The organism is Herbaspirillum sp. C9C3 (genome assembly GCF_013359625.1).
Lineage (GTDB): Bacteria > Pseudomonadota > Gammaproteobacteria > Burkholderiales > Burkholderiaceae_D > Herbaspirillum.
On the sequence record NZ_JABFMQ010000005.1, the window covers coordinates 87,571 to 101,807 of the forward strand.

A 14,237-nucleotide genomic window follows, 5' to 3' on the forward strand; every position below is an offset into this window, starting at 1 on the left:
TACTCATATGTTCAGCAGAGGGGATTCACTTATATCGGACTTCTGTTGATCATCGCATTGTCGGGCATGGTACTAGCTGGAGCCGGTGTCGTCTGGTCGACAACGCTGCAAAGGGAAAAAGAGGAGGAGCTACTGGCGATAGGACAGGAAGTGCGAGCCGCTATTGCCCAGTACTATCTACGTACGCCAGGAACCATAAAAAGATATCCGCCGAACTTGGATGCTCTTTTGTTAGACTCTCGCCAAGCGGCAGTTACTCGCCACTTGAGAAAGATTTATCGCGATCCTATTACAGGAAAAGCGAATTGGGGGTTGATTTCCTCTCCTGATGGAGGGGTGATGGGAATTTATAGCTTGTCGGATCGCGCACCGATAAGAAGATCCTTTGACGGGGCTGAGCTCGACCTTAACCGACGCAAAAAATACAGTGACTGGCATTTTCAGTATGTTCCTAACGTTCCTGCTTTTATTGAGAAGTAGATAGACTGCGATTCCATCTAGAAGACTAAGGAGAACGAGACCGGTTGCTGAATGGGTGCCCAGTTTCGCCCATTCGCCGAGCCAAAGTGACCTGCTCCCCCTGATCCGAAGACGGGACGGCTGCCGAGTTCGTGGTGGCCGCCAATGAGCCCATCACGATTTCGATGTTGAACAGCGTACCCAATGGCGGAGGTTGCAATGTGTCAGGCAGCTTCACCCCTGAAGAGGGGAGGGGCTATGAACCGAGGGCGCAGATGGAACGCGGCGGTAACTACTGCGGCCTGAAGCTGGAAGAGATCACCCCAATCCTCCAGCCCTTGCCCCTCAAGCGCGCTCAGGTTTGCAGGAAGTTACCATGAGGGGTGCAGCGGCAATCCAGTCCTCATCATCATCGCCGTGATCGTCTGTTCCGGCCGCCGTCGCCAGTATCGCTGAGGCGCCACCTGCAACCATAGGAGACCACATGCCCCTGCCCGAAACTCCCTTCCAGCATCTCGACGCACGCTTTCGCCGCATGGTCATCGACACCGCTCAGGTCGATTGCCTCTACCGGGGTTGCCGTTGGGCCGAAGGTCCGGTGTGGTTGCCCGCTACCCAGGAACTGATCTGGAGCGACATTCCCAACAACCGCCTGATGCGCTGGTCCGAAGGTGCCGGGGCGGGCGTATTTCGTCAGCCCTCCCACTTCAACAACGGCAATACGCTGGATCGCGAGGGTCGCATCGTCGCTTGCCTGCATGGCGGCCGCGCGGTGGTGCGTACCGAGCATGACGGCAGCATCACGACGCTGGCCTCGCACTGGCAGGGAAAGCGCCTCAACTCGCCCAATGACGTGGTGGTCAAGTCCGATGGTTCGATCTGGTTCACCGATCCGGACTACGGCATCAACAGCGATTACGAAGGCTACCAGGCCCAGAGCGAGATCGGCGCCTGCAACGTCTATCGCATCGATGGATCGAGCGGCGAGATCAGTCTGGTTTCCGGCGACCTGGAGCGTCCCAATGGCCTGGCCTTCTCCACCGATGAAAGCCGGCTCTACATCGCCGACACCGGTCTGACTCACCGTGCGGGCGGGCCACATCACATCCGTGTGTTCGATGTGGTCGATGGCACCACGCTCAAGGGCGGGGAGGTGTTTGCCACCATCGATCCGGGCCTGGCCGACGGTTTCCGGCTGGATGCGCAGGGTAACATCTGGACCTCGGCCGGCGATGGCGTGCATTGCTATGCGCCGGATGGCACCTTGCTGGGCAAGATCCTGATTCCGGAAGTGGTGTCCAATGTGGTCTTCGGCGGAGCGCGCGGCAATCGCCTCTTCATCACCGCCACCACGTCGCTCTACGCGGTGTACCTGGCGGTCAACGGGGCCGTGCGGCCCTGAGCGGCCGCAGCCGCGCCGTCTGCATCACTGGCCCGGTGTGCGCACCGGGCGCGTCTTTTTCATGGTCACGCCCAGTCCGGCGACGATGGCCACGGCACCGGTCATCATCGACACCGACAGCGTCTCGCCCAGGATCCACGCCGAGGCCAGTACGCCAAACAGGGGCGAGAGCGCATTCAACATCAGCGCCTTCACGCCCAGGCGCGCTACCACCCAGTTGAACAGGGCGACACTGACGATGCTCACCAACACGCCGTGATAAGCGCTCTGCAGCAGCAGTGCCGACGTCGGCTTGCTGAAGGTTTGCGTGCCCAACCACGGCAGCGCCAGCAGCACGCAGAGCAGTGACAGCACTTGCGTGAGCGCCACCGCATCCAGCGGCGCAATCTTCCAGGCGCGATTGAGCATCAGGTAACTCGACCACATCAGCGCCGAGAGCACGAACAGCAGATCGCCCCGCCACGCGCCATCCGGAACCAGTGCGCCGCTGGCGAGGATGCCATTGAGCGCCACCAGTACCAGCCCCGCCAGCAGCAGCGCCACACCCCACAGAGAGATGCGTTCGCGCTGCCCCAGAGCGAAGCGGCTGATCGCCATGCCGAACAAGGGTGTCAAGGCCGGATGGATCAGCGCGCCGTGCGAAGCCGGTGCGTAGTTCACGCCCGCCACCAGCACCAGGCTGAACAAGGGACCTGACAGCAGGAACAACACCAGCCCGCGTCCCCAGCCAACACCGCAGGCATGCCAGAGCCCGCGCCGCCATGCGAAGGGCAGGATCAGCAGGCCGCTGGTGAGAAAGCGCATCAAGGTCGCATCCAGGGGCGTGAGCCCTTGCTGGAAACCATAGCGCGAGATCACGGGCTGCACACCCCAGATCAGCGCGACCAGGATGCCGGAGAGGAGCGGAGCAGGCATGGCGAAATCGTTGAATGAAAACCGTACAGTAGGATAGGTCGGGTTGACTGACTTTCGTACTTGGGTCAAGAATGTTTGAATTTCCGCCAAACTGCGAGGGGAGCTTCGTGATGGCGGTGTTTCAATGATCGGGCGCTCATCTTCGAATGTACGCCAAGCGAGACCAGACCATGCGCAAGCCTTCTTCCTCCCGTTCCCCGCTGCCCATCGACCGCGTGGATCGTATCGCGCGCCCCGTGGTGGCGGCCGGGGCCGATTATGCGCGCGGTTCGCTGCAGGCCTGGCACAGCCATCGCCGGGCACAGTTGCTGTTCGGACTGGGTGGATTGATGCAGGTGGTGACGCAGGATGGTGCCTGGGTGGTGCCGCCGCAGCACGCGGTGTGGATTCCTTCCGGGCGCGAGCACCAGAGCCGCATGCTCTTGCCGGTGACTACCTGCAGCGCCTTTGTCGTGCCCGAACATGCGCCCCGCGCCGCGCAGACCTGCCAGGTGCTGGAAGTGCACCCGCTGCTGCGCGAGCTGCTGATCGAAGCCACCCGCATCGATCCGCACTACGCACCCCATAGCCGCGAAGAAACCCTGATGCACCTGCTGCTCAAGGAGATCGGCCGGGCCCGCGAGATTCCAATGCACGTGCCGCTGCCGCAGGAGGAGAAGTTGGGGGCGCTGTGCCGGGATTTCATGCGGGCGCCGTCGATTCGCTCGCGTCCGGCCGAGTGGGCGGCGCAACTGCACATGAGCGAGCGCAGCTTCACCCGCAAATTCCTGGCGCAGACCGGCATGGGCTTCCAGCAATGGCGGCTGCGCGCCTGCATCGTCAACGCGATCTCGCGGCTGGCGCTGGGGCATTCGGTGACGGCCATTGCCTATGACCTGGGCTATGAACAGCCGGCGACCTTTTCGACCATGTTCAGGCGCATGACGGGGCAGGTCCCCTCCGCCCACGTGGCGGCCCTGGCGGCGCATGGTGGCAGCCCGTAAGCCGCTTGTTAGGTAAATTCCTTCATATTCTGGCTCACTCTGGTGTAAATTAGACCGACATCGTACAACCTGCCGGACCACCGGTGTGACGATGGCATCCGCGCAGGGGCTGCGGATCAAACAACAACGATAGTTCGCCTTACTCGGGAGGATTCACCATGTCATTTCTGCAGTCGCTGCGCGTGTCTGCGCGGCTGGCCTTGCTGTCCGCTTTATTCCTGGTCGCCATGCTGTTCATGGTGAGCTGGAGCATCCTCAGTCTGCGCAGCATCAGCGCCCAGGAGCGCCAGATGTACAAGGAGCAGGTGGCGCCGATGCAGACGCTCAATACCGCCGCTCTGGCTATGGCGATCCACTTCCGGCGCGGTTATTCCTACCTCTATCCGAATGTGGGAGACCCCAATTCCCGCGCCGGTACGCGGGCTTTCAATCAAAAGGCGGAAGCACAGATCCAGGCTGCCTTTGATTATCTGCAGCGGGCTGAAAAGACTCCCGAACTGGAGCCGCTGGTGGCGACCCTGAACCAGGCCTGGCCGGTATATCGTCAGTCGTTCCAGACCTTGATGGAAAAGGCGGACCAGGGCGATACCGCAGGCGCGCTGGCCGAGTTGCAGAAGAATACCGATCCGGCGCACGTCAAGCTGCGCGACGTCTTCCTGAAGATCGTCAAGATCTATGACCAGGCGGTGCAGGACCACATCGATCGTTCGGCTGCAAGCGTCGAACGCACAGCCTGGTATCTGGTGGCCTTGCTGGGCGCGATGGTGGTGCTGGGGCTGGCTTTCGCGGCGCTGATCCAGCGCTCGATCACGCGCCAGCTGGGCGGCGAGCCGCGTTATGCGATGGAAGTGGCGCAGACCATCGCGCAGGGCGATCTGGCCAGTGCGGTGCGCTTGCGTGAGGGGGACCGTCACAGCCTGCTGGCTGCCATGGAAGGCATGCGCTTGCGTCTGTCGCATCTGGTGCAGGAGGTCTACAAAAGCTGCCACGCCATCGATACCGGCGCCTCCGAGATCGCCGACGGCAATCTGAATCTGAGCCAGCGCACCGAAGAACAGGCTTCCAATCTGGAGGAAACGGCGGCGTCCATGGAGCAACTGACCGGCTCGGTCAGGCACAACGCACAGACTGTGGGTCAGGCCGTGCAGCGTGCCGATGCGGTGAGCCATGCCGCCAGCCAGGGCGGCGAAGCGGTGGCGGGCGTGGTGGCGCTGATGGGCGACATCGCCTCCAGTTCGGCGCGCATCAAGGAGATCATCACGGTGATCGATGGCATTGCCTTCCAGACCAATATTCTGGCGCTCAATGCGGCGGTGGAAGCGGCGCGCGCCGGCGAGCAGGGGCGCGGATTTGCCGTGGTGGCGTCGGAGGTGCGCACGCTGGCCCATCGCTCAGCCCAGGCTGCGCGCGAAATCAAGATCCTCATCGAGGAGAGCGTGAGCAAGGTGGACAGCGGTTATGCCAAGGTGCAGGAGGCATCGGAGGCCATCGGAGGTGTGGTGACGCAGGTGCGTCAGGTGGCGGCGCTGGTCGGCGAGATTGGTGTGTCCACTCAGGAGCAGACCCAGGGCATTTCCCAGGTCGGCACCGCCGTGGAGCAACTCGACGATGTGACCCAGCAGAACGCGGCATTGGTGGAGCAATCCGCCGCCGCAGCGGAAAGCTTGAGCGCTCAGGCCAGCAAATTGGTTACGCTGATGCAGTCCTTCAGACTGCCCGGTGAGACGGGCGCGGCAGCACCCGTGATTTCGGCTGCACCCGTGATTTCGGCTGCACCGGCTGCGCTGTCGCTGACCTGACCGTACGCATAAAAAAGGCCGGAGCAATTCACTCCGGCCAACCATTCTGCGAGGGATGCAGAAGAGACTATCGAGGATGGACCCGTTCGCTCATCAGGCGCCTGCCAGGCGCGGTGTCTGCACGTGGCCGCCCGAGGACAGGTAGCGCGCTACCGACAGGTCTTCATGAGCGATGGCGGGGCGGCGGCCCGAGATCAGGTCGGCCAGCAACTGGCCCGAGCCGCAGGACATGGTCCAGCCCAGCGTGCCGTGGCCGGTGTTGATGTACAGGTTCGACACTGGCGTGGCACCGACCACCGGCGTGCCGTCCGGCGTCATCGGGCGCAGCCCGGTCCAGAAGCTGGCTTGACTGGTATCACCGGCACCGGGGAAGAGGTCGTTGACCACCAGTTCCAGCGTGGCGCGTCGCTTGGCCTTGAGGGCCGTGTCATAGCCGACGATCTCGGCCATGCCGCCCACACGGATGCGGTCGTCAAAACGGGTGACGGCGATCTTGTAGGTCTCATCAAGAATGGTCGAGACCGGAGCGGCCGAGGCATCGGTGATCGGTACGGTGATCGAGTAACCCTTGAGCGGATACACCGGAATGGCAGGCAGCCCCGGCACCTCGCGCAACATTTGCGGCGAGTAGGAACCGAGGGCCACCACGTAGCTGTCGGCTTGTACCAGTTCCTTGTCGCAGACCACGCCGGCGATCTTGCCACCGGCCATGGTGAGGGCGTCGATGGAGACGCCATAGCGGAACTTCACGCCCAGTTGCTCGGCCATCTGCGCCAGGCGCGTGGTGAAGAGCTGGCAGTCGCCGGTTTCATCGTTGGGCAGGCGCAGGCCGCCGGTGAGCTTGCCACGGACTTTTTCCAGTGCCGGTTCGGCGCCGCCCAGTTGCTCGGGCGTCAGCAGTTCGAAGGGGACACCGGCTTCCTGCAGCACGGCGATGTCCTTGGCGGCGCCATCGAGTTGCTCCTGCGAGCGGAACAGTTGCAGCGTGCCTTGCTGGCGGCCTTCATAGGGGATGCCGACGTCGGCGCGCAGGTCGCGCAGGCAGTCGCGGCTGTATTCGGCCAGGCGCACCATGCGTTCCTTGTTGACGGCGTAGCTTTCGGCATTGCAGTTGCGCAGCATCTGCCACATCCAGCGCAGTTGATTGAGGGTGCCGTCCGGGCGGATGGCCAGCGGGGCGTGTTCCTGGAACATCCACTTGATGGCCTTGAGCGGAATGCCGGGTGCAGCCCACGGTGAAGCGTAGCCGGGGGAAATCTGGCCGGCATTGCCGAAGGAGGTCTCCAGCGCGGGGCCGGGCTGGCGGTCCAGCACGGTCACGTCGTGGCCGGCCCTGGCCAGATACCAGGCGCTGGTGACCCCGATGACACCGCTTCCAAGAATGACGACGCGCATGCTGAACTCCCCGTGTTGATGATGCCGCTGCAATAGGCTGTTGGATTAGAAGATTCAGCTATCATATGGGTGAATAAGCAGTGTTTGTTCGCGTATTTATGGCTGATTTCATGAACGATTCATGAAAATGGCGCTGAAACGGGAAAATTTCATGAGAACTCAGCAACAGTCCGTCCGCACCCTCGACAAACTCGATCATCGCATCCTGGCGGTGCTGCAAAAGGATGGCCGCATCTCCATGAAGGAACTGGGCGAACAGGTCGGCCTGTCGGTCACGCCCTGCATCGAACGGGTCAGGCGCATGGAGCGCGATGGCGTCATCAGCGGGTATTACGCGCGCGTCAATCCGGAGTCATTGGGGGCGACCTTGCTGGTGTTCGTGGAAATCACGCTCAACCACAAGTCCGGCAACATGTTCGAACAGTTCCGCCGTGAGGTGCTGCGCATTCCCGAGGTGCAGGAGTGTCACCTGGTCTCGGGCGACTTCGACTACCTCATCAAGGCGCGCATCCGCGGCATGGCCGAATACCGCAAGCTGCTCGGCGACATCCTGCTGCAACTGCCCGGGGCGGCACAGTCCAAGAGCTATGTGGTGATGGAAGAGATCAAGGAAACCCTGGCGCTGCCGCTGGATGATTGAGCCCGGCAGACGCCTGTACAGATTGGCGTACGGATAACAGTACAGTGACCGGACAGTTCCGGTACGCAAAGCAGACACCAGCATCAGTCACTACAGTACAGATAGCCGCCATGTCCTTGCGTGCGCGGCTTGACAGGCACTGTGCTTGAATCCGTCGTGTCTTCCTGTGCATTCCGGTTGGGACGTGTGTGACCTAGACTTCACCTACACTGGACTCCACTCCAACCCGAGACATCATGCCTTCCAAACCAAGAATCGAGCAATACAATCAACCCGCAGGCGGCTGGGGCGCACTGAAATACGTGGCGCTGAACCTGGTCAAGGAACACGTGGCCGACGGCAAGGGCTTGCGTACCCTGTTGTCGCAGAACCAGCCTGACGGCTTTGATTGTCCCGGTTGCGCATGGCCGGACCGCGAACACACCTCCACCTTCGAATTCTGCGAAAACGGCGTCAAGGCCGTGGCCGCCGAGGCCACCAAGAAGCGCGTCACCCCCGAGTTCTTCGAGCAGCACACCGTGACCGAATTGATGCAGCAATCGGATTACGAGCTGGAAGAACACGGCCGCCTGACCCATCCCATGGTGTACGACGCCGCCACCGACAAGTACAAGAAGATCGACTGGTCCGCCGCCTTCGAGCTGATGGCCAAGCACCTCAATGCCTTGCCCGATCCGGACATGGCGGACTTCTATGTGTCCGGGCGCGCCAGCAACGAAGCGGCTTTCCTGTTCCAGCTGTTCGTGCGCCAGTACGGCACCAACAATTTCCCCGACTGCTCCAACATGTGCCACGAGCCCACCAGCGTGGGCTTGCCGGGAACGGTCGGCATCGGCAAGGGCACGGTGCTGCTGGAAGACTTCGATCATTGCGACACGCTGCTGCTGTTCGGCCAGAACCCGGCCACCAATCACCCGCGCATGATGGGCGAGCTGCGCCATGCTTCCAAGCGCGGTGCCACCATCGTGGCCATCAACCCCTTGAAGGAACGCGGCCTGGAACGCTTTGCCGATCCGCAGAGCAAGGTCGAGATGCTGACCATGGGCAGCACCCGCATCAGTTCCATGTTCATCCACCCCACGCTGGGGGGCGATCTGGCGCTGATCAAGGGCGTCATCAAGCGCACCATCGAACTGGATGATGCGGCCAAGGTGGCCGGTACCGAGCGCGTCATCGACGTGAAGTTCATCGAGGAACACACGGCCGGCTTCGAGGAATTCGCCGCCCAGGCGCGCGCCGAAAGCTGGGACGACATCGTCGCCGAGTCCGGCGTCTCGCGCGAGGACATCGAGAAACTGGCCCAGGTCTACGTCAAGGGCAAGGCCGTGATCGCTACTTGGGGCATGGGCCTGACCCAGCACAAGTACGCGGTGGCTACCATTCAGCTGCTGTCGAACATGATGATGCTGCGCGGGAACATCGGTCGTCAGGGCGCCGGGCTGTGCCCGGTGCGGGGCCACTCCAACGTGCAGGGTGACCGCACGGTCGGCATCGACGAGAAACCGACCCCGGCCTTCCTGGATCGCCTGGAACAGGTGTTCGGTTTCAAGGCCCCGCGCCATCACGGCAATGACACGGTCGGTTCGGTCATGGCCATGCTGGAAGGCCGCACCAAGGTCTTCATCGGTCTGGGTGGCAATTTCGCCATGGCCACGCCCGACACCCCGCGCACCTTCGAGGCCATGCGCTCCTGCAACCTGACGGTGCACATCACCACCAAGCTCAACCGCAGCCACCTGGTGCATGGCCGCGATGCGCTGATCCTGCCGACCATGGGCCGCACCGAGATCGACCTGCAAAAGTCCGGTCCGCAAGGCGTGACGGTGGAAGATTCGATGAGCATGGTGCACGTCTCCTACGGCATCAACAAGCCGGCTTCCGAACACCTGATGTCGGAGACGGCCATCGTGGCGCACCTGGCCGAAGCCACCATGAAGTCGCGCAACAATGGTCCGAAGATCGACTGGCTGTGGTACGCCGAAGATTATTCGCGCATCCGCGATGCCATCGAGAAGGTGTATGACGCCTTCAAGGGCTACAACGAACGCATCGCCAATCCGGGCGGCTTCCACCTGGGCGTGGCCTCGCGCGACCGCGTCTGGAAGACCGGCAGCGGCAAGGCCAACTTCATCGTCCATGAGATTCCCAAGGACACGCCCATCCATCGTGCCCGCGCGATCCATGGCGAGAAGCTCTTGACCCTGATGACCACTCGTTCGCACGACCAGTACAACACCACCATCTATGGCATGGACGACCGTTATCGCGGCGTGTTTGGCCAGCGCCGCGTGGTCTTCATCAACCCGGCGGACCTGCAGATGCTGGGTTTGAAGGATGGTGAATGGGTTGACATCACCAGCGTCTGGGATGACGGCGTGGAGCGCCGCACCGATGGTTTCCTGCTGGTGGAATATGACATTCCGCGCGGTTGTATCGGCAGTTACTATCCCGAGACCAACCCGCTGGTGCCGCTGGAAAGCTTTGCTGACAAGGCGCGTACGCCTACTTCGAAGTCCATTCCGGTGCTGTTGTCGCGTTCGGCGGTACAGCGTTCGGCGGCGTGATGGAGGCGGACATGAGCATCATCGAGATGTCCGCCCCGCAGGATGCGGATTTGCAGGCCCGCGCGCAGCAGATGGGCGTGCCGCCCGAAGTGCTGCTGATCGTCGAAACCCTGCAGGCCGATGCCGAAGAGAAAGAGGGTGGGGCGCTGTCGCTGGCGCGCTTGTCCAAGCGCACGCAATTGCGCATGAGTACCTTGCGGCGGTTTTTGTCGGCGCTGGAAGAGGCTGGTGTGGTGAAGGTCGAGATGAATGAGGATGGGACCGGCAGCGTGAGCTTGCTGGTGTCGCCTCAGTAAATGCGGTTTGCGGTGCACCGATCAGGCGCGCCGCACACTCACCCCGCCAGTTCTTCCACCAGTTTCCCTACGAGTTTCAAGGCCTGCTCGGTTTCCTTCGACCAGGCATAGCTGTAATTCAAGCGAATGAAGTGACTGTACCGGTTGGTCGCCGCAAAGATGCGCCCCGGTGCCACCGTGATCCCCAACGCCAGGCTGCGGCGATACAACTCCATCGCATCGACCCGATGCGGCAATTCCACCCACAACACATACCCGCCTTGCGGCTCGGACACCTGCGTGCCCGCCGGGAAGAAGCGCAGCACGAAATGCCGCATCATGTCGCGCTGCTGGGCGAAGGCGCGGCGTACGCGTCGCAGGTGGCGCTCATAGCCGCCCTGCGTCAGGTATTCGGCAATCGCGCGCTGCGGCGCCGTCGGGGTGGCCAGCGTGTTGAGAAACTTGAGTTTCTCGACCTGCGCCCGATAGCGTCCCGGCATGGCCCAGCCGATGCGATGCGCTGAGGTCAGGCTCTTGGAGAAGGACGAGCAGTGCAGCACCAGCCCTTCGCGGTCGTAGTTCTTCAGCGAAGAAGGATGGGCATTGCCGTAATACAGTTCGCTGTAGACGGCGTTTTCGATCAGCGGCATCTGGTGCTGTTCGGCCAGGCGCACCAGTCTTTCCTTTTCGCTGTCCGGCATCTGGAAGCCCAGCGGGTTCTGGAAGTTGGGCATCACCATGCAGGCCGCCACCGGTTGCGTCTTCATTCGTTCTTCCAGCACCCCCACGTCGATGCCGCGTTGCGGATCGGTCGGGATCTCCAGTGCCCGCATGCCCAGACGTTCGATGGCGTGCAGCATGGCGTAGAAGGTCGGGGTCTCCACCGCAATCGTGTCGCCGGGACGGGCCACGGCTTGCAGGCAGAGATTGATGGCCTCGGTGGCGCCGACGGTGACGACGATTTCCTCGGGATCGACCTTGAGTCCGTTTTCCAGATAGCGCCGGGCGATCTGGCGCAGCAGGTCGGGATGTCCCGGCGGCAGGTCGTCGAACACGCTGGACTGGCTGGCGTGACGCGCGATGCGGCCGGCATATTGCGCCAGCCGGTGCGAAGGAAACAGCGCCGGATTGGGATAGGGTGAGCCCAGCGGCACGGTGCCATCCTGCTGGATGGTCTTGAGCGTAGCCAGCACCAGGCGGCTGACGTCGACTTCGGTGGATTCCTGCCAGGCCGGGTGATCGGCCTGCGAGGGCGGCCTGATGACCGGGCGGGGAACGGCCTCGGCCTGCTCGCGCACAAAATAGCCGGACTGCGGCTGGCTCTCGATGATGCCGCGGCTTTCCAGCAGTTCGTAGGCGCGCACCACGGTAGTGACGCTGACCTTGTGCTGCTGGCTGGCGATGCGTACCGAAGCGATGCGCTCGCCCGGGCGCAGCACGCCGTCGCGGATGGAGGCCGCGAGCTGGTCGGCAAATTGTTTGTAAAGAGGCGTGACGGCCATGGAGTGGGGATCGGGTCAATGTTAGAGTTCTAGCCCCGCATTCTACAAGGACGCCGCCATGATCACCGTGCATCACCTGAACAACTCCCGCTCCCAGCGCGTGCTGTGGCTGCTCGAAGAGCTGGGCCTGGACTACGAGATCAAGTTCTATCAGCGCGACCCCAAGACCATGCTGGCCCCGCCGGAACTGCTGAAGGTGCATCCGCTGGGCAAATCCCCGGTCATCACCGATGGCGATCTGACCATTGCCGAATCGGGCAACATCGTCGAGTACCTGCTGGAGCGCTACGGCGCCGACAGCGGCCTGCTGCCCGCGCCCGGCACGCCTGAACGCCTGCGTTACCGCTACTGGCTGCACTTCGCCGAGGGCTCGGCCATGCCCTGGCTGCTGCTGGGGTTGATCTTCAGCAAGATGCCCAAGGCCGTACCGGCCCTGATCCGTCCGATTGCCAACATGCTCTCCACCGGCATGCGCAGCCGCCTGGTGGCGCCGCAGATCGAGCGCCAGATGCGCTACATGGAAGCCGAACTGGGCAAGGATGGCTGGTTCGCCGGCAAGACCCTGAGCGGCGCGGACATCCAGATGAGTTTCGTGGTGGAAGGCATGCGGGCGCGCGGCGGGCTGGATGGGCGCTCTCCCAACCTGCTCAAGTTCCTTGAAGCCATCCACGCGCGGCCGGCCTATCAGCGTGCGTTGGAGAAGGGAGGGCCTTACGAGCTGCTGCGCTGAATCACGCCTCGCATTGCAGTGCTGACGGCATCTCCTTCCACTGCGGTGGAAGGAGATGCCGTTTTTGTATCTTCATGTATCGCAAAGTAAAAGTGCTTGCTATGGCTGGCGATGCAAGGATGAGTCCAGATATAATTGAGAATTATTATTATTTGGTGCGGGGCTGCCCATCCTCGTGCCGTTCTCTTTCCCGACCTCGCTGCCGTCTCATGAAGCCCGCTGCCGCCCATTCGCTCCCCGTCGTCGCCGACCAGAAACGTCGCGCCTTCTGGCTCAAGCAGCTGCACCAGTGGCACTGGATCAGTTCCGGTATCTGCCTGGTGGCCATGCTGGTCTTCGCGGCCACCGGGCTGACGCTGAACCACGCCGCCCAGATCGAGGCCAAGCCCCAGGTCACCCATCGCAAGGCCACGCTGCCCGCGCCCCTGTTGGCATCGCTGCGCCAACAGGCTGAAGCGGCCGATGCCAACGGCGCCAGCAAGTCGCCACTGCCTGCGGCCCTGCGTGACTGGACCGAGCGCGAGCTGGCGGTGAGCGTCGATCATCACGACGCCGAATGGTCGGCCGACGAGCTCTACGTGGCCCTGCCGCGACCGGGCGGCGATGCCTGGCTGCGGGTGGGGCTGGAGGATGGTCAGGTCGAATACGAAAAGACCGACCGCGGCTGGATCTCCTACTTCAACGATCTGCACAAGGGCCGCAATACCGGCGTGGCCTGGAGCTGGTTCATCGATGTGTTTGCGGTGGCCTGCCTGGTGTTCTGCATCACCGGCCTGTTCCTGCTGCAGATGCACGCCGGCAAGCGCCCGGCGACCTGGCCGCTGGTGGCGCTGGGCCTGGTGGCACCCTTGCTGCTGGCGCTGCTCTTCATTCACTGAATTCGTCGTTTCCCTCAGCCAGACAAGCTCTTGCGGCTTGCAGCCAATCATTCTGTCTTCTTTAGCGAGGTCCCATGAAGCGTAGCAAGTCCGCCCTGTTGAAACCGACTGCCCTGGCCCTGGCCATGGCGGCGCTGTTTGCCGCTGCCGCCCCGGCCGGTGCAGCGGAGATGACTCTCCGGATCGATATTCCGACCCTGAACGTGGCCGAGTATCACCGTCCCTACCTGGCCGCCTGGATCGAGCGTGCCGACCAGAGCGTGGCCGCCAACCTGGCGGTCTGGTACGACGTGAAGAAAAAGGACAAGGAAGGCGAAAAGTGGTTGAAGGACATGCGCCAATGGTGGCGTCGCAGCGGGCGCGAGCAGCAGATGCCCATCGATGGCGTCAGCGGTGCCACCCGCGCCCCGGGTGAACAGAAACTCAATTTCGGCTCCGGCAAGGGACCGATCGCCAACCTCGCTCCCGGCGACTACGTGCTCATGGTCGAAGCCGCGCGTGAAGTCGGTGGCCGCGAACTGGTGAAGCTGCCGTTCCAGTGGCCACCCAAGTCGACCCAGAGCGCCAAGGCTCAGGGCAGCAGCGAATTGGGGGCCGTGACGCTGGACCTGAAGCCCTGATCCCGTCCGCCCGCTTTGATTTCCTCACCAGATCAACCAGATCAACCAGCTCAACCAGCTCAATCAGCTCAATCA

At 62.6% G+C, this 14,237-nt stretch carries 13 protein-coding genes; 10 read left to right on the forward strand and 3 right to left on the reverse strand.

Going from position 1 to position 14,237, the window contains the following annotated elements; all coding sequences use genetic code 11:
- Positions 1-45 precede the first annotated feature (45 nt).
- Both HNO82_RS06960 and HNO82_RS06965 read left to right on the forward strand, forming a co-directional pair.
- Positions 46-480, forward strand: coding sequence for a type II secretion system protein (locus HNO82_RS06960; RefSeq protein WP_175343195.1), 435 nt, complete (start codon positions 46-48; stop codon positions 478-480).
- Positions 481-943: 463 nt separating this feature from the next.
- Positions 944-1,861 (forward strand): SMP-30/gluconolactonase/LRE family protein, encoded by a 918-nt coding sequence (locus HNO82_RS06965; RefSeq protein WP_175343196.1) that lies wholly within the window; start codon positions 944-946, stop codon positions 1,859-1,861.
- A gap of 24 nt (positions 1,862-1,885) precedes the next feature.
- Here the strand turns inward: HNO82_RS06965 and HNO82_RS06970 are convergent, their stop codons facing one another.
- The gene (locus HNO82_RS06970) at positions 1,886-2,776 is read right to left on the reverse strand and encodes a DMT family transporter (protein ID WP_008327514.1); all 891 of its coding nucleotides are present in this window, start codon (positions 2,774-2,776) and stop codon (positions 1,886-1,888) included.
- A gap of 170 nt (positions 2,777-2,946) precedes the next feature.
- Here HNO82_RS06970 and HNO82_RS06975 point away from each other — a divergent pair, with 170 nt between their 5' ends.
- Both HNO82_RS06975 and HNO82_RS06980 read left to right on the forward strand, forming a co-directional pair.
- The gene (locus HNO82_RS06975) at positions 2,947-3,759 is read left to right on the forward strand and encodes an AraC family transcriptional regulator (protein WP_217509835.1); all 813 of its coding nucleotides are present in this window, start codon (positions 2,947-2,949) and stop codon (positions 3,757-3,759) included.
- A gap of 158 nt (positions 3,760-3,917) precedes the next feature.
- Complete coding sequence (locus HNO82_RS06980) at positions 3,918-5,558, forward strand: methyl-accepting chemotaxis protein (RefSeq protein ID WP_175343198.1); 1,641 nt, start codon at positions 3,918-3,920, stop codon at positions 5,556-5,558.
- Positions 5,559-5,651: 93 nt separating this feature from the next.
- Here HNO82_RS06980 and HNO82_RS06985 read toward each other — a convergent pair whose 3' ends face one another.
- Positions 5,652-6,953 (reverse strand): D-amino acid dehydrogenase, encoded by a 1,302-nt coding sequence (locus HNO82_RS06985; protein WP_175343199.1) that lies wholly within the window; start codon positions 6,951-6,953, stop codon positions 5,652-5,654.
- Between the two features lie 151 nt (positions 6,954-7,104).
- Here HNO82_RS06985 and HNO82_RS06990 point away from each other — a divergent pair, with 151 nt between their 5' ends.
- The 3 genes from HNO82_RS06990 to HNO82_RS07000 all read left to right on the forward strand — a co-directional run bounded on the left by HNO82_RS06990 (position 7,105) and on the right by HNO82_RS07000 (position 10,453).
- Positions 7,105-7,593 (forward strand): Lrp/AsnC ligand binding domain-containing protein, encoded by a 489-nt coding sequence (locus HNO82_RS06990; RefSeq protein WP_034350541.1) that lies wholly within the window; start codon positions 7,105-7,107, stop codon positions 7,591-7,593.
- A 236-nt stretch (positions 7,594-7,829) separates the two neighbouring features.
- Positions 7,830-10,157 carry an FdhF/YdeP family oxidoreductase gene (locus HNO82_RS06995; RefSeq protein ID WP_175343200.1) on the forward strand — a complete coding sequence of 776 codons (2,328 nt, stop codon included), beginning with the start codon at positions 7,830-7,832 and terminating at the stop codon, positions 10,155-10,157.
- 11 nt (positions 10,158-10,168) lie between these two features.
- Positions 10,169-10,453 carry a helix-turn-helix domain-containing protein gene (locus HNO82_RS07000; protein ID WP_008327525.1) on the forward strand — a complete coding sequence of 95 codons (285 nt, stop codon included), beginning with the start codon at positions 10,169-10,171 and terminating at the stop codon, positions 10,451-10,453.
- A gap of 38 nt (positions 10,454-10,491) precedes the next feature.
- Here the strand turns inward: HNO82_RS07000 and HNO82_RS07005 are convergent, their stop codons facing one another.
- A complete protein-coding gene (locus HNO82_RS07005; protein ID WP_008327526.1) occupies positions 10,492-11,934 on the reverse strand; it encodes an aminotransferase-like domain-containing protein in 1,443 nt (480 codons plus the stop codon).
- A 58-nt stretch (positions 11,935-11,992) separates the two neighbouring features.
- Here HNO82_RS07005 and HNO82_RS07010 point away from each other — a divergent pair, with 58 nt between their 5' ends.
- The 3 genes from HNO82_RS07010 to HNO82_RS07020 all read left to right on the forward strand — a co-directional run bounded on the left by HNO82_RS07010 (position 11,993) and on the right by HNO82_RS07020 (position 14,162).
- Positions 11,993-12,664, forward strand: coding sequence for a glutathione S-transferase family protein (locus HNO82_RS07010; protein WP_175343201.1), 672 nt, complete (start codon positions 11,993-11,995; stop codon positions 12,662-12,664).
- 209 nt (positions 12,665-12,873) lie between these two features.
- Positions 12,874-13,542 (forward strand): PepSY-associated TM helix domain-containing protein, encoded by a 669-nt coding sequence (locus HNO82_RS07015; RefSeq protein WP_175343202.1) that lies wholly within the window; start codon positions 12,874-12,876, stop codon positions 13,540-13,542.
- Positions 13,543-13,616: 74 nt separating this feature from the next.
- The gene (locus tag HNO82_RS07020) at positions 13,617-14,162 is read left to right on the forward strand and encodes a DUF2271 domain-containing protein (RefSeq protein ID WP_175343203.1); all 546 of its coding nucleotides are present in this window, start codon (positions 13,617-13,619) and stop codon (positions 14,160-14,162) included.
- Positions 14,163-14,237 lie beyond the last annotated feature (75 nt).

Coding starts and splice junctions, on each gene's coding strand:
- HNO82_RS06995 (WP_175343200.1), top strand. CDS start 7,830: ATGCCTTCCAAACCAAGAATCGAGCAATACAATCAACCCGCAGGCGGC.
- HNO82_RS06980 (WP_175343198.1), top strand. CDS start 3,918: ATGTCATTTCTGCAGTCGCTGCGCGTGTCTGCGCGGCTGGCCTTGCTG.
- HNO82_RS06975 (WP_217509835.1), top strand. CDS start 2,947: ATGCGCAAGCCTTCTTCCTCCCGTTCCCCGCTGCCCATCGACCGCGTG.
- HNO82_RS06970 (WP_008327514.1), bottom strand. CDS start 2,776: ATGCCTGCTCCGCTCCTCTCCGGCATCCTGGTCGCGCTGATCTGGGGT.
- HNO82_RS07000 (WP_008327525.1), top strand. CDS start 10,169: ATGAGCATCATCGAGATGTCCGCCCCGCAGGATGCGGATTTGCAGGCC.
- HNO82_RS06985 (WP_175343199.1), bottom strand. CDS start 6,953: ATGCGCGTCGTCATTCTTGGAAGCGGTGTCATCGGGGTCACCAGCGCC.
- HNO82_RS07020 (WP_175343203.1), top strand. CDS start 13,617: ATGAAGCGTAGCAAGTCCGCCCTGTTGAAACCGACTGCCCTGGCCCTG.
- HNO82_RS06990 (WP_034350541.1), top strand. CDS start 7,105: ATGAGAACTCAGCAACAGTCCGTCCGCACCCTCGACAAACTCGATCAT.
- HNO82_RS07015 (WP_175343202.1), top strand. CDS start 12,874: ATGAAGCCCGCTGCCGCCCATTCGCTCCCCGTCGTCGCCGACCAGAAA.
- HNO82_RS07005 (WP_008327526.1), bottom strand. CDS start 11,934: ATGGCCGTCACGCCTCTTTACAAACAATTTGCCGACCAGCTCGCGGCC.
- HNO82_RS07010 (WP_175343201.1), top strand. CDS start 11,993: ATGATCACCGTGCATCACCTGAACAACTCCCGCTCCCAGCGCGTGCTG.
- HNO82_RS06965 (WP_175343196.1), top strand. CDS start 944: ATGCCCCTGCCCGAAACTCCCTTCCAGCATCTCGACGCACGCTTTCGC.